The sequence below is a fragment of the Sphingomonas sp. genome (assembly GCF_041661825.1).
Classification (GTDB): domain Bacteria; phylum Pseudomonadota; class Alphaproteobacteria; order Sphingomonadales; family Sphingomonadaceae; genus Sphingomonas.
The window spans coordinates 1,059,085-1,082,603 of record NZ_JBAZTU010000002.1; the positions used below are offsets into that span (position 1 = coordinate 1,059,085).

The 23,519-nt window shown below is 65.8% G+C and carries 24 protein-coding genes and 2 riboswitches; of the genes, 11 read left to right on the forward strand and 13 right to left on the reverse strand.

Going from position 1 to position 23,519, the window contains the following annotated elements; genetic code table 11:
• Nucleotides 1-5: 5 nt before the first annotated feature.
• Nucleotides 6-1,415 carry an L-serine ammonia-lyase gene (locus WC729_RS12220; protein WP_372853015.1) on the reverse strand — a complete coding sequence of 470 codons (1,410 nt, stop codon included), beginning with the start codon at nt 1,413-1,415 and terminating at the stop codon, nt 6-8.
• A 43-nt stretch (nt 1,416-1,458) separates the two neighbouring features.
• Nucleotides 1,459-1,524, reverse strand: a riboswitch (glycine riboswitch).
• A 1-nt stretch (nt 1,525) separates the two neighbouring features.
• Nucleotides 1,526-1,613: riboswitch (glycine riboswitch) on the reverse strand.
• 43 nt (nt 1,614-1,656) lie between these two features.
• Nucleotides 1,657-2,511, reverse strand: a complete 855-nt coding sequence (locus WC729_RS12225; protein WP_372853017.1) for a helix-turn-helix transcriptional regulator — start codon at nt 2,509-2,511, stop codon at nt 1,657-1,659.
• Nucleotides 2,512-2,610: 99 nt separating this feature from the next.
• Between WC729_RS12225 and WC729_RS12230 the strand changes: the two genes are divergently transcribed.
• A complete protein-coding gene (locus WC729_RS12230; protein WP_372853019.1) occupies nt 2,611-3,489 on the forward strand; it encodes an SDR family oxidoreductase in 879 nt (292 codons plus the stop codon).
• On the opposite strand, the gene WC729_RS12235 is transcribed toward WC729_RS12230, so the two are convergent.
• Nucleotides 3,486-4,115: a glutathione S-transferase family protein gene (locus WC729_RS12235; RefSeq protein ID WP_372853021.1), complete on the reverse strand. Its 630-nt coding sequence runs from the start codon at nt 4,113-4,115 to the stop codon at nt 3,486-3,488. The two genes, WC729_RS12230 and WC729_RS12235, sit on opposite strands and share 4 nt — an antisense overlap.
• 17 nt (nt 4,116-4,132) lie before the next feature.
• On the reverse strand, nt 4,133-6,190 hold the full coding sequence (locus WC729_RS12240; RefSeq protein ID WP_372853023.1) for a M13 family metallopeptidase: 2,058 nt from the start codon (nt 6,188-6,190) through the stop codon (nt 4,133-4,135).
• 170 nt (nt 6,191-6,360) lie between these two features.
• On the opposite strand from WC729_RS12240, the gene WC729_RS12245 reads away from it, so the two are divergent.
• From WC729_RS12245 to WC729_RS12280, 8 genes are read left to right on the forward strand one after another with little or no spacing between them, the layout of a single operon-like run.
• Complete coding sequence (locus WC729_RS12245; protein ID WP_372853025.1) at nt 6,361-7,962, forward strand: carboxyl transferase domain-containing protein; 1,602 nt, start codon at nt 6,361-6,363, stop codon at nt 7,960-7,962.
• A 2-nt stretch (nt 7,963-7,964) separates the two neighbouring features.
• Nucleotides 7,965-8,306 (forward strand): hypothetical protein, encoded by a 342-nt coding sequence (locus WC729_RS12250; protein WP_372853027.1) that lies wholly within the window; start codon nt 7,965-7,967, stop codon nt 8,304-8,306.
• 35 nt (nt 8,307-8,341) lie between these two features.
• Nucleotides 8,342-8,815 carry a nuclear transport factor 2 family protein gene (locus tag WC729_RS12255; protein ID WP_372853029.1) on the forward strand — a complete coding sequence of 158 codons (474 nt, stop codon included), beginning with the start codon at nt 8,342-8,344 and terminating at the stop codon, nt 8,813-8,815.
• Nucleotide 8,816: 1 nt separating this feature from the next.
• The gene (locus tag WC729_RS12260; protein ID WP_372853031.1) at nt 8,817-9,257 is read left to right on the forward strand and encodes a DUF4440 domain-containing protein; all 441 of its coding nucleotides are present in this window, start codon (nt 8,817-8,819) and stop codon (nt 9,255-9,257) included.
• Nucleotides 9,254-11,173: a biotin carboxylase N-terminal domain-containing protein gene (locus WC729_RS12265; RefSeq protein ID WP_372853033.1), complete on the forward strand. Its 1,920-nt coding sequence runs from the start codon at nt 9,254-9,256 to the stop codon at nt 11,171-11,173. Before WC729_RS12260 ends, WC729_RS12265 begins: the two co-directional genes overlap by 4 nt.
• Nucleotides 11,170-11,628: an N-acetyltransferase family protein gene (locus WC729_RS12270; protein ID WP_372853035.1), complete on the forward strand. Its 459-nt coding sequence runs from the start codon at nt 11,170-11,172 to the stop codon at nt 11,626-11,628. The genes WC729_RS12265 and WC729_RS12270 overlap by 4 nt, the downstream gene beginning before the upstream one ends.
• A 20-nt stretch (nt 11,629-11,648) precedes the next feature.
• The gene (locus WC729_RS12275) at nt 11,649-12,428 is read left to right on the forward strand and encodes an SDR family oxidoreductase (RefSeq protein ID WP_372853037.1); all 780 of its coding nucleotides are present in this window, start codon (nt 11,649-11,651) and stop codon (nt 12,426-12,428) included.
• Complete coding sequence (locus WC729_RS12280; RefSeq protein ID WP_372853039.1) at nt 12,428-12,880, forward strand: MaoC family dehydratase; 453 nt, start codon at nt 12,428-12,430, stop codon at nt 12,878-12,880. The genes WC729_RS12275 and WC729_RS12280 overlap by 1 nt, the downstream gene beginning before the upstream one ends.
• 425 nt (nt 12,881-13,305) lie before the next feature.
• Here WC729_RS12280 and WC729_RS12285 read toward each other — a convergent pair whose 3' ends face one another.
• From WC729_RS12285 to WC729_RS12325, 9 genes are all read right to left on the reverse strand, one after another.
• Nucleotides 13,306-13,659, reverse strand: coding sequence for a HesB/IscA family protein (locus WC729_RS12285; RefSeq protein WP_372853041.1), 354 nt, complete (start codon nt 13,657-13,659; stop codon nt 13,306-13,308).
• Nucleotides 13,659-14,126 carry an SUF system Fe-S cluster assembly protein gene (locus WC729_RS12290; protein ID WP_372853043.1) on the reverse strand — a complete coding sequence of 156 codons (468 nt, stop codon included), beginning with the start codon at nt 14,124-14,126 and terminating at the stop codon, nt 13,659-13,661. Before WC729_RS12290 ends, WC729_RS12285 begins: the two co-directional genes overlap by 1 nt.
• Entirely contained in the window at nt 14,123-15,337 is a 1,215-nt protein-coding gene (locus WC729_RS12295; RefSeq protein ID WP_372853045.1) for a cysteine desulfurase, read from the reverse strand. Before WC729_RS12295 ends, WC729_RS12290 begins: the two co-directional genes overlap by 4 nt.
• 178 nt (nt 15,338-15,515) lie before the next feature.
• A complete protein-coding gene (locus tag WC729_RS12300; protein ID WP_372853047.1) occupies nt 15,516-16,265 on the reverse strand; it encodes a SufD family Fe-S cluster assembly protein in 750 nt (249 codons plus the stop codon).
• Nucleotides 16,266-16,419: 154 nt separating this feature from the next.
• The gene (sufC, locus tag WC729_RS12305) at nt 16,420-17,163 is read right to left on the reverse strand and encodes a Fe-S cluster assembly ATPase SufC (RefSeq protein WP_372853049.1); all 744 of its coding nucleotides are present in this window, start codon (nt 17,161-17,163) and stop codon (nt 16,420-16,422) included.
• A gap of 5 nt (nt 17,164-17,168) precedes the next feature.
• Nucleotides 17,169-17,459 carry a cytoplasmic protein gene (locus tag WC729_RS12310; RefSeq protein WP_372853051.1) on the reverse strand — a complete coding sequence of 97 codons (291 nt, stop codon included), beginning with the start codon at nt 17,457-17,459 and terminating at the stop codon, nt 17,169-17,171.
• Between the two features lie 5 nt (nt 17,460-17,464).
• Nucleotides 17,465-18,928, reverse strand: coding sequence for a Fe-S cluster assembly protein SufB (gene sufB / locus WC729_RS12315; protein ID WP_372853053.1), 1,464 nt, complete (start codon nt 18,926-18,928; stop codon nt 17,465-17,467).
• Nucleotides 18,928-19,341, reverse strand: coding sequence for an SUF system Fe-S cluster assembly regulator (locus tag WC729_RS12320; RefSeq protein WP_372853055.1), 414 nt, complete (start codon nt 19,339-19,341; stop codon nt 18,928-18,930). The genes sufB and WC729_RS12320 overlap by 1 nt, the downstream gene beginning before the upstream one ends.
• A gap of 282 nt (nt 19,342-19,623) precedes the next feature.
• Entirely contained in the window at nt 19,624-20,391 is a 768-nt protein-coding gene (locus WC729_RS12325; protein WP_372853057.1) for a helix-turn-helix domain-containing protein, read from the reverse strand.
• Between the two features lie 347 nt (nt 20,392-20,738).
• Here WC729_RS12325 and WC729_RS12330 point away from each other — a divergent pair, with 347 nt between their 5' ends.
• Both WC729_RS12330 and ggt read left to right on the forward strand, forming a co-directional pair.
• Nucleotides 20,739-21,785: a quinone-dependent dihydroorotate dehydrogenase gene (locus WC729_RS12330; protein WP_372853059.1), complete on the forward strand. Its 1,047-nt coding sequence runs from the start codon at nt 20,739-20,741 to the stop codon at nt 21,783-21,785.
• Nucleotides 21,786-21,815: 30 nt separating this feature from the next.
• Complete coding sequence (ggt, locus tag WC729_RS12335; protein WP_372853061.1) at nt 21,816-23,486, forward strand: gamma-glutamyltransferase; 1,671 nt, start codon at nt 21,816-21,818, stop codon at nt 23,484-23,486.
• The last annotated feature ends 33 nt before the right edge of the window (nt 23,487-23,519 follow it).

Here is a 23,519-nt window from a genome sequence, read left to right on the forward strand (position 1 = left end):
CGCCGTCAGCATTCGACCACGTTGACCGCGAGGCCGCCCAGGCTGGTTTCCTTGTATTTGGAGCGCATGTCCTCGCCGGTCTGGCGCATCGTCTCGATCGCCTGGTCGAGGCTGACGATGTGCGTGCCGTCGCCGTCGAGCGCGAGATAGGCGGCGTTGATCGCCTTGACCGCGCCCATCGCGTTGCGCTCGATGCAGGGCACCTGGACGAGCCCGCCGATCGGATCGCAGGTGAGGCCGAGATTGTGCTCGATGCCGATCTCGGCGGCATTCTCGATCTGGGCGTTGGTCGCGCCGAGCACCGCCGCGAGGCCGGCGGCGGCCATGGAGCAGGCGACACCGACCTCGCCCTGGCAGCCCATCTCGGCCGCCGAGATCGAGGCGCGGGTCTTGTAGAGCATGCCGATCGCCGCGGCGGTCGACAGGAAGATGCGAATGCCCTCGCGCGTCGCCGGGCCTTCGAACGTTTCGTAATAGCGGATCACCGCGGGGATGATGCCGGCAGCGCCGTTGGTCGGCGCGGTGACCACCCGGCCGCCCGCCGCATTCTCCTCATTCACCGCAAGTGCCCAGAGGCTGACCCACTGGATGGTATGCGACGGCGCGCCGCGTTCCGAGCGAGAGATCAGCGCCTCGTGCAATCCCTTGGCGCGACGCCGGACGCTGAGGCCGCCGGGCAATATGCCGTCCTTCACCATGCCGCGATCGATGCAGGCGCGCATGGCATCGGCGACGCCGTCGAGCAGCGCGTCGGTCTCCGCCGCCGTGCGCCAGGCGGTGTCGTTGCGGCGGACCAGCTCGCTGATCGAGATATGCTCGGCTTCCGCCGCGAGCAGCAGCTCATCGCCCGAGGTGAAGGGATGGCACACTGCGACATTGCCCAGCTCCGGCCGCTCGCCACCGCGCCGGATCGTGCCGCCGCCGACCGAATAATAGCGTGAAATATGGGTGGTGCCGTCGGGGAACCAGGCAGTCAGGTCGAGTGCATTGGGGTGTTCCGGCTCGAAGCGCTGGGGGTGGAAGTCGATACCGCCCCTTCCCTCCAGCTCGACCGGGTAGCCGCCCTCTCCCTCCCCTCGCCCCAGTGGCAGCGCATTGTCCGCACGGAAGTCCGCGACCAACGCCGCCGCCGCTTCCGGGTCGACCGTCTCCGGCTCCCAACCGGCGAGCCCGAGCAGGACCGCGATGTCGGTGCCGTGCCCTATGCCGGTGAGGGCGAGCGATCCGTACAGGCTGCAACCGACCTTGGTCGCGCGCTCCGGCAGGGCCAGGATGGTCCGCGCGAAATCCGCTGCAGCGCGCATCGGGCCAACGGTGTGCGAACTCGACGGGCCGATGCCGATGGTGAACATCTCGGCGATGCTGATCGGACGATGGCGCGGATTGGAAAGAGGCGTCACAGACGTTGAAGTCACCGGGGCATGCTCCTGTCAGGCGCTGCGAACGCCGTTGCATGCCCCCTCTGTCCCTTTGCCTGAGATCGTTATCCCGTCGGCGGGTGCCATGGCACCACTCTCCAGAGTGTCTGTGTCGCGCGGTCCTTTTGCCTGAGAGTTTCCGGGGCGGTTGCTCCTTCGGCGCCGGCCAAAGCCGATCTCTCCCGTGCGACGGGCGATAGGTGAGCGAGTGCCGGACCTAAGTCAATCGGTACCCCGATCAGGATGCCCAGACCGCGCGGGATTCCTCGACGGGAGCCTGCCACCCGTCGACCAGGGACTGGATGAGCGCCCGATCGTCGGGCGTGGCCGGATTGTAAACGATCAGGCTGAGGTCCGGCCGGCCGTCCACCGCGAAGGCGGAATATTCGAGGGCGATCAGGCCGACCTCGGGGTGGCGCAAATGCTTCGTCCCGTCGCCATAGGTCCGCACTTCATTGTCGCGCCACATCGAGGCGAATTCCGGGCTCGACCGGCAGAGCTCGTCGACCAGCGGCGCGACCTCGGCGTCGGCGCCCGCGCGCGCGGCGTCGATCCGGAACGAACTCACGACGAACCGGGCCACCGATTCCCATTGGGGCTGTGCCGCGCGCACGCGATCGTCGCAAAAGATCAGGCGGAGGATATTGCGCTGATCGGGCGGGAGCGTGCCGTAGTTGGTGAGGACGACCGCTGCGGCGCGGTTCCAGGCGACGACGTCCCAGGTCGCAGTCCGCACGATGGCAGGGCTGCAGGTCAGCACGTCGAGCAGCCGTTGCAGCCGCGGCGTGATCGAATCGCTGCCGCGATACTGGACCGCGGGCGGACGGCCGAGACCGAGCAGGAACAGATGTTCGCGCTCGACCTCGGTCAGGGTCAATGCCGTCGCGATGCGGTCGAGCACGTCGGCCGAGGGCTTTCCGCCGCGGCCCTGTTCGAGCCAGGTATACCAGGTCGGGCTGATATTGGCGCGCTGCGCCACTTCCTCGCGGCGCAACCCCGCGGTTCGCCGCCGACCGGCGAAGCCGAACGATACGGGATCGAGCCTGGTGCGCCGGTTCCGGAGGTAGGTACCGAGCATGTTGTCGTCGGACATGGTTGCCCATCCAGTTAGTGCTTATACCAGGATAAGGTCACTACTTTACCTGCATAAGCAGGATGACGACAATAGGCGCATTGAAATGGAGACAAGCAGATGCGCGTATTTGTAACGGGTGCCACGGGTTGGGTCGGGTCGGCAGTGGTCGAGGAGCTGGTCGGCGCCGGTCACCAGGTGACGGGCCTGGCCCGGTCCGCCGAAAAGGCAACGGGACTCGCCACGGCAGGTGCCGAGATCGTGTCCGGGACGCTCGACGACCTCGATACACTGCGCGACGCGGCGTCGGCGGCGGACGCGGTGATCCACACTGCGTTCAACCACGATTTCTCTCGGTTCGCAGAGAATGCGCGGCAGGATCAGTTGGCCATCGAGACATTGGGGAGCACGCTGATCGGGTCAGACCGGCCGCTGCTCGTCACATCGGGCTTTGCGTTGCTCGCGCCGGGCCGGATCGCATCCGAGGCGGATCTGCCCGCGTCCCACCCCTCCTACCCGCGCAGATCCGAAACGGCGGCGAGAGCATTGGCGGAGCGCGGCGTACGTGCCGCATCCATCCGGCTGGCGCCTTCGGTCCACGGCCTTGGCGATCATGGCTTCATCCCGTTCCTGATCGGCCTGGCACACGAGAAGGGCCTGTCCGCCTATATCGGCGACGGGCTGAACCGTTGGCCCGGCGTCCACCGGCTTGATGCGGCACGGCTCTACCGGCTTGCGCTCGAACAGGGTGTCACCGAGCCCGCCTATCATGCGACTGCGGACGAAGGGGTCGCCTTCAAGGATATTGCTGCAGTGATCGGCCGGCGGCTCGGTGTCCCGGTCGAATCGCGTGGCCGCGAGCATTTCGGCTGGTTCGCCGATTTTGCGGGCGCCGACATCCCGGCATCGAGCGCACGCACGCGGTCGTTGCTCGGCTGGGAGCCGACCGGTCCTGACCTGCTGAGCGACATCGATCAACCCGGCTATTATGCTGCCTAATCCGGCATTGTCAGCTTGAACGCCTGATAGGCATTGACGAACTGGGGGAGCGCTTCGCACCGCGCGGCATGCTCGGCGAGCGCGACCCAGCCATCCATGACGAACTGGTCGGCCAGCGCTTCCCTGACGAAGCCGTGCATCGTGCCGAGCAGGACATCGGCATGGCTCATCGTCGCGCCAAGCAGCCAAGGGTCCTTCGCGGCGGCCCGCTCGCGTTCGAGCAGGTCGAGCGTGTCGATCACCTGGGCACGGCACCGTTCGACCCACATCTTGTGCCCGTCGCGGAAGGCGCGTTCATAGACGAGGCTGACCGCCTTCTCGGCAACCCCGGCGGCAAACGCGCAGGTGCGGAGCATCGCGCGGCGATCGTCGCCGTGCCGGGTCAGGAACGCTCGGTCGGGGCCGACCATTTCGTCGAGCGCGTCGACGATCGCGCTGCTGTCGGTCAGCGCGATGCCGTCGTCATAGACCAGGGTCGGCACGCGCCGCAGCGGGTTGTAGCGTGCGATCTCCTCGACATCGCCGAACGCCGAGAGCGGCGCGTGGCGATAGGGCAGATCGTAGAGCTTCAACGTCACCGCGACGCGGCGGACGAAGGGCGAATCATATTGTCCGATGAGCAACATGGTCCGCCCTTCCCTTCTTACCAGACCTTCACGCGCGCATTGGGCTCAAGGTACAGCTTCTGGCCCGGCTGCACGTCGAACGCCTTGTACCACGCATCGAGGTTGCGCACCGTCTGCGCACGGAACCGGCCCGGCGAATGGCCGTCGGTCGCGACCTGCTGCCGCGTGGATTTCTCGCGGGTCTTCTCGCGCCAGCTCTGGGCGAAGGCGAGCATGAAGCGCTGGTCGCCGGTCAGGCCGCCGATCACCGGTGCCTCCTTGCCGCCGAGCGAGGCCCGATACGCCTCATAGGCCGCGGTCAGGCCGGCCACGTCAGCGATGTTCTCGCCCAGCGTCTGCTCGCCACTGAGGTGAAGCCCGGGCAGCGCCTCATAGGCGTCGTACTGCTTGGCCAGCGCGGCGCTCTGCTCCTTGAAGTGCGCGAAATCGGCGGGGGTCCACCAGTTGCGCAGCTTGCCGCTCGAATCGAACTCGGCGCCGGTATTGTCGAAGCTGTGGCTGATCTCATGCCCGATGACCGCGCCGATCGAGCCATAGTTCGCCGCCGCGTCCGCCTTGGGATCGTAGAAGGGCGCCTCGAGGATCGCCGCCGGGAAGTTGAGCGAATTCTGCAGCGGGAGATTGACCGCGTTGACCGTCTGCGGCGTCATCCACCATTCGCCCTTGTCGGGCGCCTTGCCGATCTTGCCGAGTTGATGCTTGTACTCTGCGAGCCGCGCGCGCTGGAGGTTACCGAGCGCATCGTCTCCCTTGATCTCCAACGATCCGTAATTGCGCCACGTGTCGGGATAGCCTACGCCCACGCGCATCGTCTCGATCTTCTTGCGCGCTTCGGCCTTGGTCGCGGGCGCCATCCAGGTCAGGTTCTCGACTCGCTTGTCAAAGGCGGCGAGGATGTTCTTCACCATGCCCTGGATGTCGGTCTTGGACGAAGCCGGGAAGAATTTCGCGACATAGATCTGGCCGACCGCGTCACCGAGATTGGTGTTTACCGCGCCGATCGCCCGCTTGTCGCGCGGCCGCGGCTGCTGCGTGCCGGCCAAGGTCTTGCCGTAGAAGTCGAACGAGGCATCGTCGAACGCCTTGGGCAGCACTGCGGTGACGGTGTTGAGATGGTGGAAGGCCATCCAGTCCTGCCACGCCTCCAGCGGCTCGCTCGCCACCAGCGCGGAGAGCTTCGCGGTCGGCGCGGGGTGCCAGACGATGAAGTCCTGCTGGCCCGAGAGCCCAGCACCGCTGAAGAATGCGTTCCAGTCCAGGCCCGGCGCCTTCTTCGCGAAGTCGGCCTGCTTCCACGGGTTGTTGGCCTTGTGGACGTCCTGGCTCTCGATATAGCCGGCATGCGCGCCGGCGATCTTGGTCTCGAGCGCCATCACGCGGTCGGCACGCGCGGCGGGATCGCTCAGCCCGGCCAGGCCGAAGACCTTGGTGATATAGGCCTTATAGGCCGTGCGAAGCTGCGCCATCTCGGGCTTGGCCGAGACATAATAATCGCGCTCGGGCATGCCGATGCCGCCCTGGAGCAGGTACGGCACGGTCTGGCCGGGGTTGTCGAGCGCCTGGGTGACGAACAGGCCGAACAGATGCTCGGTGCGGTAGTTGGTCGCGTTCAGCGGATCGACATCGGCGCGCAGATCGGCGCCGAGCGCCCTGGCCAGCGCGCCCTTGTCAGCGATCGCGGCGATCGCATCGAGCTCGGGCTTGATCGGCGCGAGGCCGCGCTTCTCGATGCCGGCCGTATCCAGATAGGCATTGTAGAAATCGGCGATCTTGCGCTGATCGGAGCCGGCCGCGGCATTGGCCTTGGCGGCCTCGGCGATCAGCTGCGCGTTGCGGCCTTCAGCGATGTTGAACACCTGGAGGAAGATGCCGGTGCTCGACCGGTCGGCCGGGATCTCGGTTTTCGCGCGCCAGCCGCCATTGGCATATTCGTCGAAATCGTCGCCGGGTTTGACGGCCTTGTCGATGCCCGCCACGTCGACGCCGATCGCAGTGCCGGCGACCGGCGTCGTTGCGCTCTGGGTGCAGGCAGTGGTGGCGAGCAGGGCAGCGAGAAAAATCGTTGAACGCTTCATGTGATAGACCTCTCCAGGGTGTATGGCGCGGGGGATACACCCGTGTTTTCGGTTACACCAGATACCAACGCCGCCCTTTCCTGCGCCGCCCTGCACAGCTTTATGCCGCGAGCGTCGCTTCCCATTCGCGCGATCGCTGTCTAGTCAGGGGCCAAGATGAGGATAAAAACATGAGCGCGCCGGCTCTCGACACCAAGCTATCGCCGGAGAGCGAGACCTTCCGCGCCAACGCAGCGCACAACCGTGCCCTGGCCGAGCGACTCCGCGCGGACGTCGCGCGGACGGCGCTTGGCGGCAGCGAGAAAAGTCGTGAACGACATGCCTCGCGCGGCAAACTGCTCCCACGAGAGCGAGTCGAGCGGCTGCTCGATCCGGGATCGCCCTTTCTGGAGATCGGGCAGCTCGTCGCGAACGGGCTGTATGACGACGAAGTGCCGGGCGCGGGGATGATCGCGGGTATCGGCCGGGTTTCCGGACGGCAGGTGATGATCGTCTGCAACGATGCGACGGTGAAGGGCGGGACCTATTATCCGCTGACCGTGAAGAAGCATCTGCGCGCGCAGGAGATCGCCGAGGCGAACCGCCTGCCCTGCATCTATCTGGTCGATTCGGGCGGCGCCAATCTGCCGCACCAGGCCGAGGTGTTCCCCGACCGCGACCATTTCGGGCGGATCTTCTTCAACCAGGCGAACATGTCGGCCAAGGGCATCCCGCAGATCGCCTGCGTGATGGGCAGCTGCACCGCGGGCGGCGCTTACGTGCCCGCCATGTCCGACGAGACGGTGATCGTGCGTAACCAGGGCACGATCTTCCTGGCCGGCCCGCCGCTGGTGAAGGCCGCGACGGGCGAGGTGATCTCGGCCGAGGAGCTTGGCGGCGCGGAGACGCATGGCCGCAAATCCGGCGTGGTTGACCATGTCGCCGAGAATGACGAGCATGCGCTGACCATCGTGCGCGACATCGTCTCGACTCTGCCCGAAAACCTGGTGCCCGACATCGCGCTGAAGGCACCGTGCGCGCCGAAGTTCGATGCCGAGGAGCTGTACGGGATCATCCCGTCCGACGTCCGCGCGCCCTACGACGTGCATGAGGTGATCGCGCGGCTGGTCGACGGGTCCGAGTTCCACGAGTTCAAGGCGCTTTACGGATCGAGCCTGGTGTGCGGCTTTGCGCATATCTGGGGCATGCCGGTCGCGATCCTCGCCAATAACGGCGTGCTCTTCTCGGAGAGCGCCGTGAAGGGCGCGCACTTCATCGAGTTGGCGTGCCAGCGGCGCATCCCGCTGCTGTTCCTGCAGAATATCTCGGGCTTCATGGTCGGTGGCCGATATGAGGCGGAGGGCATCGCCAAACATGGTGCCAAGCTCGTGACTGCAGTGGCCACCGCGAGCGTGCCGAAGATCACCGTGCTGATCGGCGGCAGCTTTGGCGCGGGTAATTACGGCATGTGCGGCCGGGCCTATTCGCCGCGCTTCCTCTTCTCCTGGCCCAACAGCCGGATCAGCGTGATGGGCGGCGAGCAGGCCGCAAGCGTGCTGGCGACCGTGCACCGCGATGCGGAGAGCTGGAGCGAGGAACAGGCCGAGGCGTTCAAGGCGCCGATCCGCCAGAAATACGAGGACGAGGGCAATCCCTGGCACGCAACCGCGCGGCTGTGGGACGACGGGATCATCGATCCGGCGCAGACACGCGACGTGCTCGGGCTGGCGTTTGCGGCGACCTTGAACGCGCCGGTTCCGGAAAGGGCGTCGTTCGGCGTCTTCAGGATGTAGCGATGGAATTCGAGCTTGAGGACGGCCTGGTATTCCCACGGCCCAACGCTGCGACGCTGGATGCGCAACTGCGCGTGCTGGCGCCGAACAGTGCGAACAGCTTCGCGATCCTGACCCTGTCGGATGGCGATTTCATCCAGACCGCCTGCGAGAGCAACGGCTACGTCATCGAACGGCGATCGCAGAGTCCGGTCCACCATTTCCGGGCCGTCAGGCCCGCGGGCGGGACGCTTTTCACGATCGACGAGGTGATCGCCACCTTTGTCGCCTTTGGCTACGAACCGGCTCATCCACCCTTCCTCGTCTGGGAATCGATGGATGATGAGCTCGGGATAATATCGTGACCGTCGAAACGGCGTCTTTCCATGGAGCCCTATGAATGTCCCTGATCCTTGCCCTTCTCGCCCAGGTCACGCCGATGCAGCCAATGCCCAAGGGCACCGGCCTGCCGCCCCCCGGCACCGACGAAGGCGCAGTGATGGCGCCGATCAACGCGTTGTTCGCAGGCCTCGCCGCGCGCGATTCCGCGGCGATCCTCGCGCAACTCCGCCCCGATGGCGGCGCCACCGTCGCCAATGAAGCGCCCAACGGCACACGCACGGTCCGCCATATGAGCTGGGCCGAATTCGCCGCCGGCGTCAAACCCGGCCCCGAGAAATATGAGGAGCGCATCAGCAATCCCGCGATCGAGATCGACGGCGACATCGCGATGGTCTGGGCGCCCTATACCTTCTTCATCGACGGCAAGGCGCATCATTGCGGCGTCGACCATTTCGACCTGGCGCGCGAGGCCGGCGCGTGGAAGATCGTCAACATCACCTGGTCCGCGCGCGCTACCGGTTGCGAGGGCTGATTTGTCCTTCCTGCTGTTCCTCGCCCTTGCGGCCTCGAGCCCCGACGACGGCAAGAAGGTCCTGGCGACCGTCGAAGCAGCGCTTGCCGGCGTGTCTGCGCGCGACGAAGCGGCCGTTCGCGCGCACCTCCGCCCCACCGGCACCGCGACCGTGATCATGGTGGCAACGGACGGCACCACCAAGGTCCGCAACGCCGCGCTGGATGCCTATGCCGCCGCGACGCCTGGCCCTGAGAAATATGAGGAACGGATGATCGATCCAATGGTGCGGGTCGATGGCGAGATGGCCATGGTGCGGGGGCGGTACACTTTCGCGATCGACGGCAAGGTGCGGCATTGCGGGCACCAGCATTTCGATCTGGTGCGCGATGCGGGGAGCTGGAAGATTCAGAACATCACCTGGACGGTCGAGACCGTCGGCTGCGAAGGAATGGGCGCGTGATCAAGTCCCTCCTCATCGCCAATCGGGGCGAGATCGCCTGCCGGATCATCCGCACCGCGCGGGCAATGGGCGTACGTACCGTCGCGGTCTATTCGGATGCCGATGCGAAGGCGCTGCATGTGCGCCAGGCCGATGAGGCAGTGCATATCGGCCCCTCCCCGGCGCGCGAAAGCTATCTGGTGGGCGAGAAGATCATCGCCGCCGCGAAGCAGACCGGCGCCGAGGCGATCCACCCCGGCTATGGTTTCCTGTCGGAGAATGCCGACTTCGCGCAGGCCGTGATCGATGCCGGCATCGTCTGGGTCGGCCCGAACCCCGCCAGCATCCGCGCGATGGGGCTGAAGGATGCCGCCAAGGAGCGGATGATCGCGGCGGGCGTGCCCGTGACACCGGGCTATCTCGGTGAGGATCAGTCGCCCGATCGGCTTGCGACGGAGGCTGCGAAGGTCGGCTATCCGGTGCTGATCAAGGCGGTCGCTGGCGGTGGCGGCAAGGGCATGCGCCGGGTCGACGCGCCGGAGGATTTCGCCGATGCGCTGCTCTCCTGCCAGCGTGAGGCGGCCTCCTCCTTCGGCAACAGCCAGGTGCTGATCGAGAAATACATCCTCTCGCCGCGGCACATCGAGGTGCAGGTGTTCGGCGATACGCATGGCAATGTCGTTCACCTGTTCGAGCGCGACTGCTCGCTGCAGCGCCGCCACCAGAAGGTGATCGAGGAAGCCCCTGCCCCCGGCATGGACGAGATCACGCGGGAAGCGATCTGCGCTGCCGCAGTGAAGGCGGCCAAGGCGGTGGATTATGTCGGCGCCGGCACGATCGAGTTCATCGCCGATGCGAGCGACGGCCTGCGCGCCGACCGCATCTGGTTCATGGAGATGAACACGCGGCTTCAGGTCGAGCATCCGGTGACCGAGGAAATCACCGGGCAGGATCTGGTCGAGTGGCAGTTGCGGGTGGCGTCGGGCGAGCCGCTGCCGAAGCGGCAGGATGAGCTGGCTATCGATGGCTGGGCGATGGAGGCGCGGCTCTATGCCGAGAATCCCGCAACCGGATTCCTCCCGTCCACCGGACCGCTGGATTATCTGTGGCTATCACAAGATCTGCGGATCGAAACGGGCGTCGAAGAAGGCGATGCGATTTCCCCCTTTTACGATCCGATGATTGCGAAACTCGTCGCTCATGCGGAAACGCGCGACCAGGCGTTGAGCGATCTTGCCGAAGGCTGCGCGCAGGTGATGTGCGAACCGGTGAAGACCAATGCCTGGTTCCTCGCACGGCTGCTGAAGGAACCGGCCTTCGCGGCAGGCGATGTGACGACCGGCTTCATCGCCGATCACGCGGAGGGTCTGACAAGCGCGCCCCAGCCCGGACCAGCGTTGCTTCAGGCGGCCGCCGACCAGGCGATATTCCATGACGATTTCGTGATCGGCCGAGTCGGCGATCCGGATTTCGATCGGCTGCGCGGAATGCTCGGCTTCCGGCTGAATGCACCGGTCAATCGTGGCATATGGTTGGCCGTCGATGGCCGTGCGACGCAGGTCGATTATGTCGGGGAATGGGGACGCAGCTCCTATTTCGACGACAATCCGGGCTATGTTCAGATCGGCCAATCTACTACGCTCTTCGAGAATGGTGCCGCATTCGAGACCCGGCCCTATCGTGCCGAAGGTGCAGGCGCCGCGGGTGCCGCCGCCGACGGCGCAATCCTCTCGCCCATGCCCGGCCGGATCATCGCCGTCGAAGTGACGGCGGGTGAGACCGTCACCAAGGGCCAGAAGCTGCTCACCCTCGAAGCGATGAAGATGGAGCATAGCCTCGTCGCACCCTTCGACGGGACCGTGGCCGAGCTTGGCGCGGAGACCGGCGGGCAGGTCAGCGAAGGCGCGGTGCTGGCGCGGATCGAGCGGGCGGCGTGAGTGGGGTCGCCTTTCGCACCGCCACCACCGACGATCTTCCCGCGATCGTCGCGTTGCTCGACGATGACGAACAGAGCAAGGGTCGTGAGGACGCGAGCCTGCCGCTCGATCCGCGTTATCTCGCCGCGTTCGAGGCGATCGTCGCCGATCCGAACCAGATGCAGGTCGTCGCGGAGCTCGACGGCATAGTGGTCGGGACGATGCAGTTGAGCTTCCTGCCCGGCATCGCCTTTCGCGGCGGCTGGCGCGGGCAGATCGAGGCAGTACGCATCGCGAGCGATCTGCGCGGCCAGGGGCTCGGCAAACAGATGATCGAATGGGCGGTCGCGCTGTTCCGCGAGCGGGGCTGCCATATGGCGCAGCTCACCTCGATGTCGACGCGGACCGATGCGCACCGCTTCTACGAGCAGATGGGCTGGAACAAGAGCCATGCCGGGTTCAAGCTGAAGCTCTGAAAACAGAACAGGGGATGGATATGGCCGACGGCTTCGATTTCACCGGCAAGACCGTGATGGTGTTCGGCGGGACCAGCGGCATCAACCTGGGCATCGCCAAATCCTTTGCCCGGCGCGGGGCGAAGCTGGCCGTCGCCAGCCGCAGCCAGGACAAGGTCGATGCCGCGGTCGCGGCACTGTCGGAGAACACGCCCGCGCTCGGCTACAGCCTCGACGTGCGCGACTATGATGCGGTGAAGGCCGCGATCGACGATTTCCGCGAGAAGCGCGGTACGATCGACGTGCTCGTGTCGGGCGCGGCGGGCAATTTCCCGGTGCCGGCGGCGATGCTCAGCTCGAACGGCTTCAAGGCGGTGGCCGAGATCGATACGCTCGGCACCTTCCATGTGATGCGCGCCGCGTACGAGCATCTGACCAAGCCCGGCGCGAGCATCATCAACATCTCGGCGCCCCAGGCGTTCATCGCGACTCCGATGCAGGTCCATGTCTGTGCGGCCAAGGCCGGGGTCGACATGATCACCAAGACGCTGGCGATCGAATGGGGGCCGGAAGGCGTGCGGGTGAACTCGGTGTCGCCGGGCCCGATCGCCGGGACCGAAGGCATGGAGCGGCTGGCGCCGACGCCGGAAGCCAAGGCCCGGTCGGCGAAGTCGGTGCCGCTTGGGCGGATGGGCACAGTCGACGATGTTGCGGATGTCTGCCTGTTCCTCGCCTCGGACTATGCGCGCTATGTCTCGGGCGTGGTGTTGCCGGCCGATGGCGGGTGGACGGCGGGACGCACGCTGGGAGGCATGGGCTGATGGCCGGCAGATTCTACGACGAATGGCAGGTGGGCGACCGGATCGCCCATGAGATCCGGCGCACGGTGACCGAGACCGACAATCTGCTGATGTCCACCCTCACCCATAATCCGCAGCCGCTTCACCTCGACGCCGAGTACGCTGGCGCGACCGAGTTCGGGCGGATCGTCGTCAATGGGACCTTCACGTTCGCGCTGATGGTCGGGGTGTCGGTGGGCGATACAACGCTCGGCACGCTGGTGGCGAACCTCGGCTACGACAAGCTGGTGATGCCCAAGCCCGTGTTCATCGGCGACACGTTGCGCGGGGAAACCGAGGTGGTGGAGTTGCGCGACAGCAAGTCGCGGCCCGATGCGGGGCTGGTGACGTTTCGGCACCGAATGATCAACCAGCGGGACGAAGAGGTGTGTTCGTGCCTCAGGACCGCGCTGATGCGGAAGAAGCCGGCCTGAATTTCCCTGTTCCTGCGCCGATAACAGGGAATTAACAGGGAATTTTCTTTTTTCGGCCTCCCGACTCGGCTTCTTTTGGCTGAATCGCTAAGTCTTTTCAAAGGCTTGAATGCCAATTCCCTGTTATCCAGGAACAGGGAATTTCCGCGCGTTAACAGGGAAATCCTGCCCCGGAACAGGGAATTCCGATTGCATGGCCATGAGAAAGAGCGAGACGGCGCCTCGTGGCACCACCCGGTTCGATACTGGAGCAGGCGTTTCGGGATTTGAATCAATCGCCGCGGAGAAATGATTCGCGCAGAGACGCGGAGGCGCAGAGAGCATGCGCGATGATGAGCGGACGGCTGCAAAAGCGAAGGCTCTGCGCCTCCGCGCCTCTGCGCGAACAACAGCGGCCTGCAGACCGTCCCGGCTCGCTGAGATGCTTAAACCGTAAAGCTCTCGCCGCAGCCGCATTCGCCCTTGGCGTTGGGGTTCTGAAAGACGAAGCCGGCGGTGAAATCGTCCTCGACCCAGTTCATGGTCGATCCGATCAGGTACAGGATCGACCCGCCATCGACGAACAGGGTGCCGCCGGGGGTGTCGATACGTTCGTCGAACGGCTTCGCCTCGGTGACATAGTCGACCGAATAAGCGAGCCCCGAACAGCCGCGACGCGGGGTCGAGAGCTTCACGCCGATCGTGCCCTCGGGCGCCTTGGCCATCAGTTCCGTGATCCGCGCCTCGGCGGTCGGAGTCAGGATCAGCGCCGCTGGGCGCACGCGTGCGGTGGTCGCCATTACAGCATCCCCAGTTCGAGCTTCGCATCGTCCGACATCTTCTGCGGATCCCATGGCGGATCCCAGACCAGATTGACGTCCGCCGTGCCGACGCCCGGGACCGAGCCGACGCGCAGCTCCACCTCGGCGGGCATGGATTCGGCGACCGGGCAATGCGGCGTGGTGAGCGTCATCGTCACCACGGCATGGCCTTCGTCCGTCACCTCGACGCCGTAGATCAGGCCGAGGTCATAGATGTTCACCGGGATTTCCGGATCGTAGATTTCCTTGAGCGCCTCGACGACTGCCTCGTACAGCGCGCCGCCCGGCTCGCCCGAAGGCTGGGCCTGTGGCTTCTGCGAGAGGAAACCCTCGAGATAGTCGCGCTTGCGTTCGAACGTCTCCGTTACCCCGCCATCGACGCGCGCCTTGGGCGGCGCCTCGACCGAGTCCACTTCTTCAACCACAATCTTACGCTCTTCGTTCATCCGAAGATCCTCGTTACCCGTTCGATACCGCGCACCAGCGCATCCACGTCCGCCGCGCCGTTATACACGCCGAAGCTTGCCCGCGCCGTCGCCGGCACACCGAGCGCCTCCATCAATGGCTGCGCGCAATGGTGCCCGGCGCGGATCGCGACCCGCTCCTCGTCCAAGATGGTGCCGATGTCGTGCGGATGCACCCCCAGAATCGAGAAGCTGACGATTCCGGCTGAATCCTCGGGGCCGTAGAGCGTGACCGAGTTGATCTGCGACAGCGCTTCGCGCGTCTTTGCGACCAGCGCCGTTTCATGCGCATGGATCGCATCGAGGCCGATCCGCTCGACATACTCGATCGCCGCATGCAGGCCGAGTGCGCCGACGATATGCGGCGTGCCTGCCTCGAACCGTCCCGGCGGTGGCGCGTAGGTGGTCTTTGCGAAGGTGACCCGGTCGATCATCGACCCGCCACCCTGATAAGGCGGCATCGCCTCGAGCAGTTCGGGCCGCGCCCACAGCACGCCGATGCCGGTCGGGCCGTAGAGCTTGTGGCCGGAAAAGACGTAGAAGTCGCAGTCGAGCGCCGCGACGTCGACCGCCATGCGCGGCACGGCCTGGCAGCCATCGAGCAGGATCTTCGCGCCGGCCGAATGGGCGATGTCCGCAGCGCGCTTCGCGTCGAGCAGCGAGCCGAGCACGTTCGACACATGGGCGAGCGCGACCAGCTTGTGCGCGGGGGTGATCATCGCGGCCATTGCATCGAGATCGATGCGGTGGTCGGCGGTCAGCGGGATGACGTCGATCACCGCACCGACACGTTCTGCCGCCATCTGCCATGGGACGATGTTGGAATGATGCTCGAGCGTGGAGAGCAGGATGCGGTCGCCTGCCTTCAGCTGCTCGCGCGCCCAGCACTGGGCGACGAGGTTGATGCCCTCGGTCGCGCCGCGGACGAAGACGATCTCGTCGGCAGAGCCGGCACCGATGAAACGGGCGACCTTCTTGCGCGCTGCTTCATAGGCGAGCGTCATGTCGGCGGAGCGCTGGTACACGCCGCGGTGGACCGTGGCGTAGGTCTCGGCATAGCCGCGGGTGATCGCATCGATCACGGGTTGCGGTTTTTGCGCCGTCGCGGCGGTGTCGAGATAGGCCCAGCCTTCCGGGATCGCCGGGAAATCGGCGAGCAGGTCGAGCGGGCGGGTGTCGGTGAGGACGATCATTTCTGAAGCCCCTCCCTTTCAAGGGAGGAGTTGGGGGTGGGCGCGCGCGTCTGCGCGCTCAAAAAGACTCGCTGCATCAAGGTCAAAGCGCCACGCCGGGCATCGAGCCCGCCGCGTCGCTGCACCCACCCCTTGCCCCTCCCTTGAAAGGGAGGGGAGATAAGAAGGATCGTCCCGCTCACAGCATCCGCTCCAGCGCAGCCTGCGCGGCGGCTTCCACCGCCTCGCGCTCGCCGGCATCCGCGACGCCGTCGAACACCGATCCGATGAACGCGCGCAGCAGCAGCGCCTTGGCCTCGGCCGGGGCGATGCCGCGGCTGGCGAGGTAGAACAACGCCGTCGCGTCGAGTTCGCCCACGGTCGCGCCGTGCGCGCACTTCACGTCGTCGGCGTAGATCTCCAGCTCGGGCTTGGCGTTGGCAGTGGCGGTGCGCGTCAACAGCATCGCCTTCACCGACTGGCTCGCATCGGTCTTCTGCGCATGGCGCGCGACCGCGACCTTGCCGAGATAGCTGCCTGTGGCGCGCCCGCCGAGCACCGAGCGCACGACCTGGTTGCTGGTCGCGTTCGGCTCGATGTGGCGCATCGTGGTGACGATCTCGAGCGTCTGCTCGCCGCCGCCGAGGATCGCCCCGCCAAGCTCGAAATGCGCGCCGTCGTGGAGGGTCACGTCGATTGCGATCCGGCCGAGCTTGCCGCCGGTGTTGAGGATATGGAAGGTCGCGCGCGCGCCGGCTTCGAGGACGACGGTATACTCGCGGATCGCGACAGCGTCGGTCGGGGCGTCCTGGACGATGACGCGGGTGAAGTCCTCGCCGGCGGCGACCAGGATTACCTCGGGTCCGGCGATCGGCCAGACGGTCGCAACCGCATCGAGATCGCTGTAGCGCCAGGCTTCGTCGTGGCGGGTGGGGAGGGTGAGCGTCACAGTTCCTCCCCGGCACGGGGAGGGGGACCATCCGAAGGATGGTGGAGGGGGGCTTCCGCAGGCGAAGCGCTTACGGCGCTCCCCCTCCACCATTCGCTGAAGAAGCGAATGGTCCCCCTCCCCGTCCCGGGGAGGAACTGAAGTGGGCCAGCGCTCACGCTGCCAGCGCTCCATAGCCTTCGCGCTCGAGCTCGTGCGCCAGTTCCGGCCCGCCCGAGCGCACGATCCGGCCATCGGCCAGCACATGCACGAAATCGGGCTGCACATAATCGAGCAGCCGCTGGTAATGGGTGATCAGCAGCACGGCCTTGTCAGGCGCGCGCATGATGCGGTTGATGCCGTCACCGACGACGCGCAGCGCGTCGATGTCGAGGCCGCTGTCTGTCTCGTCGAGGATCGCCAGCTTTGGGCCGATGATGCCCATCTGCACCATCTCGTTGCGCTTCTTCTCGCCGCCGGAGAAACCGACATTGACCGGGCGCTTGAGCATTTCCTGGTCCATCGACAGCAGGTCCGCCTGGGCACGGGCGAGCTTGAGGAACTCGCCGCCCGACAGCGGCGCCTCGCCGCGGCCCTTGCGCTGCGCGTTGAGCGCCTCGCGCAGGAACTGGACGTTGGACACGCCGGGGATCTCGACCGGATACTGGAAGCCGAGGAACAGGCCGGCAGCGGCGCGCTCGTGTGGGGCCATTTCCAGCAGGTCGTCGCCCGCGAAAGTGACGGTGCCCGAAGTGACCTCATAGCCGGGCCGGCCGCCGAGCACATAGCCGAGCGTCGACTTGCCGGCGCCGTTCGGCCCCATGATCGCGTGGACTTCGCCCGCATTCACTTCGAGCGAGAGACCCTTGAGGATTTCTTTGCCGTCGATTTCGGCGTGGAGATTTTCAATTTTCAGCATCACACTCAAAACCAGACCTTGTTCATTTCTTTGAGAAATTCCGGATCGCCGGCGGGATAACCCGACGCATCACCAATCACGGAGTCGATCGAACATTGCGGGCAAAAAGCGGTTCCATCACCCTCCTTCAGCCAACGATCGATACTTTTAGGCGAGAAGGTCTCGCAACAATAGAAGCAACCCGCGACTTCGCTCTGTTCAAGTTCAGCGCGATTGTTTGTGCAGTGCGAATGCGCTTCGATCGCAGGTCCTCCTGCAGCCTTGAGCCTCGCCAGGGCACTTTCTGCCTCAGCCATCGAGTTCACCCCACGCTCCCTTCGAGCGAGATCCCCAGCAGCTTCTGCGCCTCGACCGCGAATTCCATCGGGAGCTGCTGCAGCACCTCGCGGGCGAAGCCGTTGACGATCAGCGCCACCGCGGCCTCGGCATCGAGACCGCGCTGCATCGCGTAGAACATCTGGTCTTCGCTGATTTTCGAGGTGGTCGCCTCATGCTCGATCTGCGCCGAGGGATTGCGGACCTCGATATAGGGCACGGTGTGGGCGCCGCACTGGTCGCTCAGCAACAGGCTGTCGCACTGGGTGAAGTTACGCACGCCCTCGGCGGTCGGCGCGACGCGCACCAGGCCGCGATAGGTGTTGTCGCTATGGCCGGCGCTGATGCCCTTCGACACGATGGTCGAACGGCTGCCCTTGCCGAGATGGATCATCTTGGTGCCGGTATCGGCCTGCTGGCGGTTGTTGGTGACGGCGACCGAATAGAATTCGCCGACGCTATTCTCGCCCGCGAGCACGCAGCTCGGATATTTCCAGGTGATCGCGCTGCCGGTCTCGACCTGAGTCCAGCTGACCTTGGAGTTCCTGCCCTGGCAGAGCGCGCGCTTGGTGACGAAATTATAGATGCCGCCCTTGCCCTCGGCGTCACCGGGGTACCAGTTCTGCACGGTCGAATATTTGATCTCGGCATCGTCGAGTGCGACCAGCTCGACCACGGCGGCGTGGAGCTGGTTCTCGTCGCGCATCGGGGCGGTGCAGCCTTCGAGATAACTCACATAGGAGCCCTTGTCGGCGACGATCAGCGTGCGTTCGAATTGGCCGGTATTCTCGGCATTGATGCGGAAATAGGTCGACAGCTCCATCGGGCAGCGGACGCCCTCCGGGATGTAGACGAAGGTGCCGTCGGAGAAGACCGCGCAATTGAGTGCCGCGAAATAATTGTCGTGCTGCGGCACGACCTTGCCGAGCCATTTCCGAACCATGTCGGGATAGTCGCGGATCGCCTCGCTGATCGAGCGAAAGATCACGCCGGCGGCTTCGAGCTCCTTGCGGAAGGTCGTCGCGACCGAGACACTGTCGAACACCGCATCGACCGCGACCTTGCGCGCGCCCTCGACCCCGGCGAGCATCTTCTGCTCCTCGATCGGGATGCCGAGCTTTTCATAGACGCGCAGGATCTCGGGATCGACCTCGTCCAGGCTGCCGAGCTTCGGCTTGGCCTTGGGCTCGGCGTAATAATAGGCGTCCTGATAGTCGATCGGCGGGACGTTGAGCTTGGCCCAGTCAGGCGGCGTCATCGTCAGCCAGAGGCGATAGGCCTTGAGCCGCCAGTCGAGCATCCATTCGGGCTCGTTCTTCTTGGCGGAGATGAAGCGGACAGTGTCCTCGCTCAGGCCCTTGGGCGCGAATTCCTGTTCGATGTCCGAATGGAAACCCCATTCGTACGTCTTGTTCGCGGCGGCATGCGCCTCGGCGTTCTTGGTGGCCATTATGCCGGCACCTGCGACAGGCTGGCGAGGCTGACGCTCGCGAGCGCGCCCTTCACCGCTCCGTTGACGACGTTCCAGTGCGGCTTCACGCGGCAAGACTCCTCGATGCAGCAATCATGGCTGCCGTTTTCAACACAGGCGGTCATTGTGATCGGACCTTCGATCGCCTCGACGATATCGGCCAGGCTGATCGCTGCGGCCGGACGGGCGAGGCGGAAGCCGCCGCCGGTGCCGCGCGCGCTCTCGATCAGGCCCGCGGCCGAAAGCCGGCTGACCAGTTTCTGCACGGTCGGCAGCGGCAGGCCTGTCTCTTCCGCCAGCAGGGTCGCGTTGAGCCGCGCCGCGCCGCCGCAATGGCGGGCCGCGGCGGACATCATCACGACCGCATAATCTGCAAGGCTGGAAAGGCGCATCTGGTCCAATCGGATTGATTCGTTCCGATTGCGCATGTGGGGACGTAGGGCGCCGAGGTCAACCCAAAACTCCCCCTAAATCCTCTCCGGCACGGGGAGGGGGTGCGCGAGCTTTGGATTGCCCCCAGCAATCCAAGATCGTGTCCGGGGGACACGATCTCGCGCGCGCACCCGCCTCTTCAGCGGGTGGTGGAGGGGCTTGGAGCGCGAGGCAAGCGTTCCGCGCTCCAAGCCCCTCCACCAGCTTCGCTGGTCCCCCTCCCCGTTCCGGGGAGGAATAAATCAGGTGTCGCTGATCAGGGGGCTCACCTGGCCGCCGAGGGCGACGCGCTGGCTGATGGTCAGTTGCGACAACAGGCTCGGTTCCGCCTTGATCTGGCGCGGGGTGTGGCCGGTGAACTGCTTCACTTCGCGGATCAGGTGCGACTGGTCGTAGAAGCCGCGCGCGATCAGGTCGTCAACTGACTGGCTTTCCGACACCAAAGCCACCGCGGCGCGCAACGCGCGATATTTGCGGGCGAGCAGCTTGGGCGGCGCGCCGTACAGCGCCTTGCACTTGCGTTCGACCTGGCGGCGCGAGAGCTTCGTCGCGGCGACCAGATCCTCCATGTCGGGCGACGGGCTGCCGGCCAGCCAGGTATCGACGTGGCGCACGAAGATCGTCGAGCTGCGATCGCAGCCGCGCACCAGTTCGCGGATCAATTGTTCGGCGATCGCCACGCGCGCCGGGATATCGGCCGCCTCGCGCATCGCGTTGGCGGCAGCGCGCAGCCGCGGCCCGCCGAACAGGTCGGTCGCGTCGATCACGCGGTTGAGCATGCTCGACGCATCGTTGCCGATCAGCGCGGCCCAGCCCGTCGCGGTCACGCCCATGCCCAGCACCAGGACGGGACCGTGGCAGCGGACGCCCATTGCGCCGCTGGTCGGGCCGACGACATGGATCTCGGTCGCGTCCTGCAGCGTGCCGTCGGGGAAGGTATAGTCGGAACCGCCGGGGGACAGGCGGAAGCGGATCTGCGCATGATCCGCGCGCTCGGTATCCTCGAACATGGGAACATCCGCGCGGAAGTGATAGAAAAGAGTGATGTACTCGGCCAAGTCGGCAGCCGGGACCGCATAGTCAAGCTGGATGTCCGGCAATGTACGCGCCCCTGTTTTTGTACAGAAACGACATGTACCCGGCCCTGCGCCCAATGAAAAGAGGCCCGGCCAGCAAGCTGGCCGGGCCTAGTGAAAGAGACCCCTGTTGGGAGCTCTTCGGGTCGCAAGCTTGTTAAAGCAGTGTCCGATCCGGTCGTATTGGATGAAAGCGCCAAATCGGTCATATTCGTCGCAATCTTATCGCAGGTTAGGATGATTTTTGACCTGCGCGCAGGGCGATGCCAAAGGCGACCTCCATGATGTTCCCCCTGCTCCGCCCCGCCCTGTTCAGCATCGAAGCCGAGCGCGCCCACGGCCTGACGATCGCGATGCTCGAAGCCTGGGGTCGCGCGGGCACACCGCTGGCCGCCGGACCGGGCGATTCGCGGCTTCGTATCAACGTCGCCGGCGTGGCATTCGCCAACCCGATCGGGCTCGCGGCGGGCGTGGACAAGGACGGGCGGGCGATCGACGGATTTTTCGGTCTGGGCCTGGGCGCGGTGGAGATCGGTACGCTGACCCCCCTGCCCCAGGCCGGCAACCCGCGCCCGCGCCTGTTCCGGCTGCAGGGCGACCGCGCCGTGATCAACCGCATGGGCTTCAACAATGGCGGGCTGGAGGCAGCGTTGCCCCGCGCCGCGGCCGCGAAGCGGCGCGGCGTGCTGGGCATCAATGTCGGCGCGAACAAGGATGCGACGGATCGCATCGCCGACTACCGTGACGGCGTCGAGAAAGCCGCGCAGATCGCGGACTATGTCACGATCAACATCAGCTCGCCCAACACGCCGGGCCTGCGCGACCTGCAGCACGGCGCGGCGCTGACGGAACTGCTGGCCGCAGCCGACGAGGCGCGGCGCATGCCGATCCAGCGGCCGCCTTTGTTCCTGAAGGTCGCGCCCGACCTTGAGCCGTCGGCGATCGACGAGATCGCGCGGGCGGCGATCGACCATCATATCGACGGGCTGATCGTCAGCAACACGACCATATCCCGCCCCGGCCTGACATCGGCCCATGCCGCGGAGGCCGGCGGCCTGTCCGGCGCGCCGCTCGCGGTGCTCGCCCGCCAGCGCCTCGTCGATTTCCGCAAGGCGACCGGCACCGCGCTGCCGCTGATCTCGGTCGGCGGGATCGGCAGCGCCGAGGAAGCCTATGCCCGCATCCGTGCCGGGGCGAGCCTGGTCCAGCTCTACACGGCGCTCGTCTATGAGGGGCCCGGCCTGCCGCGCCGGATCGCGCGCGGCCTGTCGCGGCTGCTGAAACAAGATGGGTATGATCATGTCGCGGATGCCGTCGGGGCCGGTTGACGTAGCGATAGTCACCGCTACCACGGGGCCATGAAGAAGCTCCTGCTCGCCTTTGCCCTCCTTGCTTACTCCCCCGTTGCGTCCGCCCAGGGAGTCGTCACCTCCGCTGATCCGCGCGCGACCCAGGCCGGTCAGCAAATCTTGCGCGAAGGCGGCAGCGCCGCCGACGCGGCGATGGCGATGATGCTGGCGCTGACCGTGGTCGAGCCGCAATCCAGCGGCATCGGCGGCGGCGGCTTCCTGGTCCATCACGACGGCAAGACCGGCAGGATGGACACGATCGACGGCCGCGAGAAAGCACCGGCCGCCGCGACGCCGCAGCGTTTCCTCGGTCCCGACGGCAATCCGATGCCGTTCGGCCAGGCCTTTCAGGGCGGCAAGTCGGTCGGCGTGCCCGGCAATATCCGGCTGATGGCGCTGACTCACCAGAAATGGGGCAAGCTGCCGTGGAAGGCGCTGTTCGCCCCGGCGATCAAGCTGGCCGAGGACGGCTATCAGGTCAGCAAACCGCTGAACGACCGCATCGCCGGCATGGCGCGGATCTGGGACAGATTTCCCGAGATCGCCAAGCAGTACACCGTTGATGGGCAGGTGCCGGCGGTGGGTTCGACAATGAAGAACCCGGCGCTTGCCGCGATCCTGCGGCGGATCGCCGACGAGGGTCCCGAGGCATTCTACGCCGGCGACAATGCCAAGGCGATCGTTGCCGCAGCGACCGGCACGACGGTCAACACCAGCGACATGACCACCGCCGATCTGGCCGCCTATCAGGCGAAGGAACGGCCGCCGGTGTGCGGTTTCTACCGGACCTACAAGATTTGCGGCATGGGTCCGCCCTCTTCGGGCGCGGTGACCGTGCTCGAGATCCTCGGCATGCTGAAGCGTTTCGACCTGAAGAAGATGGGGCCGGCCTCTCCGGTCGCCTGGCATCTGATCGGCGAGGCGATGGAACTGGCCTATGCCGACCGCGAGAAATATCTGGGCGATACCGATTTCGTGCAGGTGCCGGTGAAGGGCATGATCGACCCGGCCTATCTCGCCCAGCGATCGAAGCTGATCTCCCCCACCGCGACCCTGCCGGCCTATGAGGCGGGCACGCCGCCGGGCGCGCAGGCGCGCACTGCCGTCGTGCAGAACGAAGTGCACGGCACCACCCATTTCATCGCCGTCGACAAGGATGGCGATATCGTCGGCATGACCTCGACCGTGGAAGGACCGTTCGGCAGCCAGTTGATGGCCAACGGCTATATCCTCAACAACGAGCTGACCGATTTCAGCCTCGCGCCCGAGAAAAATGGCGCGCCGGTCGCCAACCGGGTCGAGGGCGGCAAGCGCCCGTTGTCGTCGATGGCGCCGACCATCGTCTATGACGCGAAGGGCCAGCCGGTCTTCACCGTCGGCGCGGCGGGCGGCAAGACGATCATCATGCAGGTGGCCAAGGCGCTGATCGCGCATCTCGACTGGGGGATGAGCGCGCAGGAGTCGATCGGCCAGGGGCTGATCTATTTCAGCGGCCGGACGTTGATCCTCGAAAAGGGCACCTCGCTCGAACCGATGAAGGAACCGCTCGAGAAGCTGGGTCATCAGGTCGTGATATCCGGCCTCGGGCTCAAGGCGAATGCCGCGGAACGCACGACCAAGGGCTGGGTCGGCGCGGCTGATCCAAGGAGTGTCGGCACCGCGCTGAGCGACCTGCCCTGAAATCATGAAAGGCGCAGCCGAACACGGCGCGTC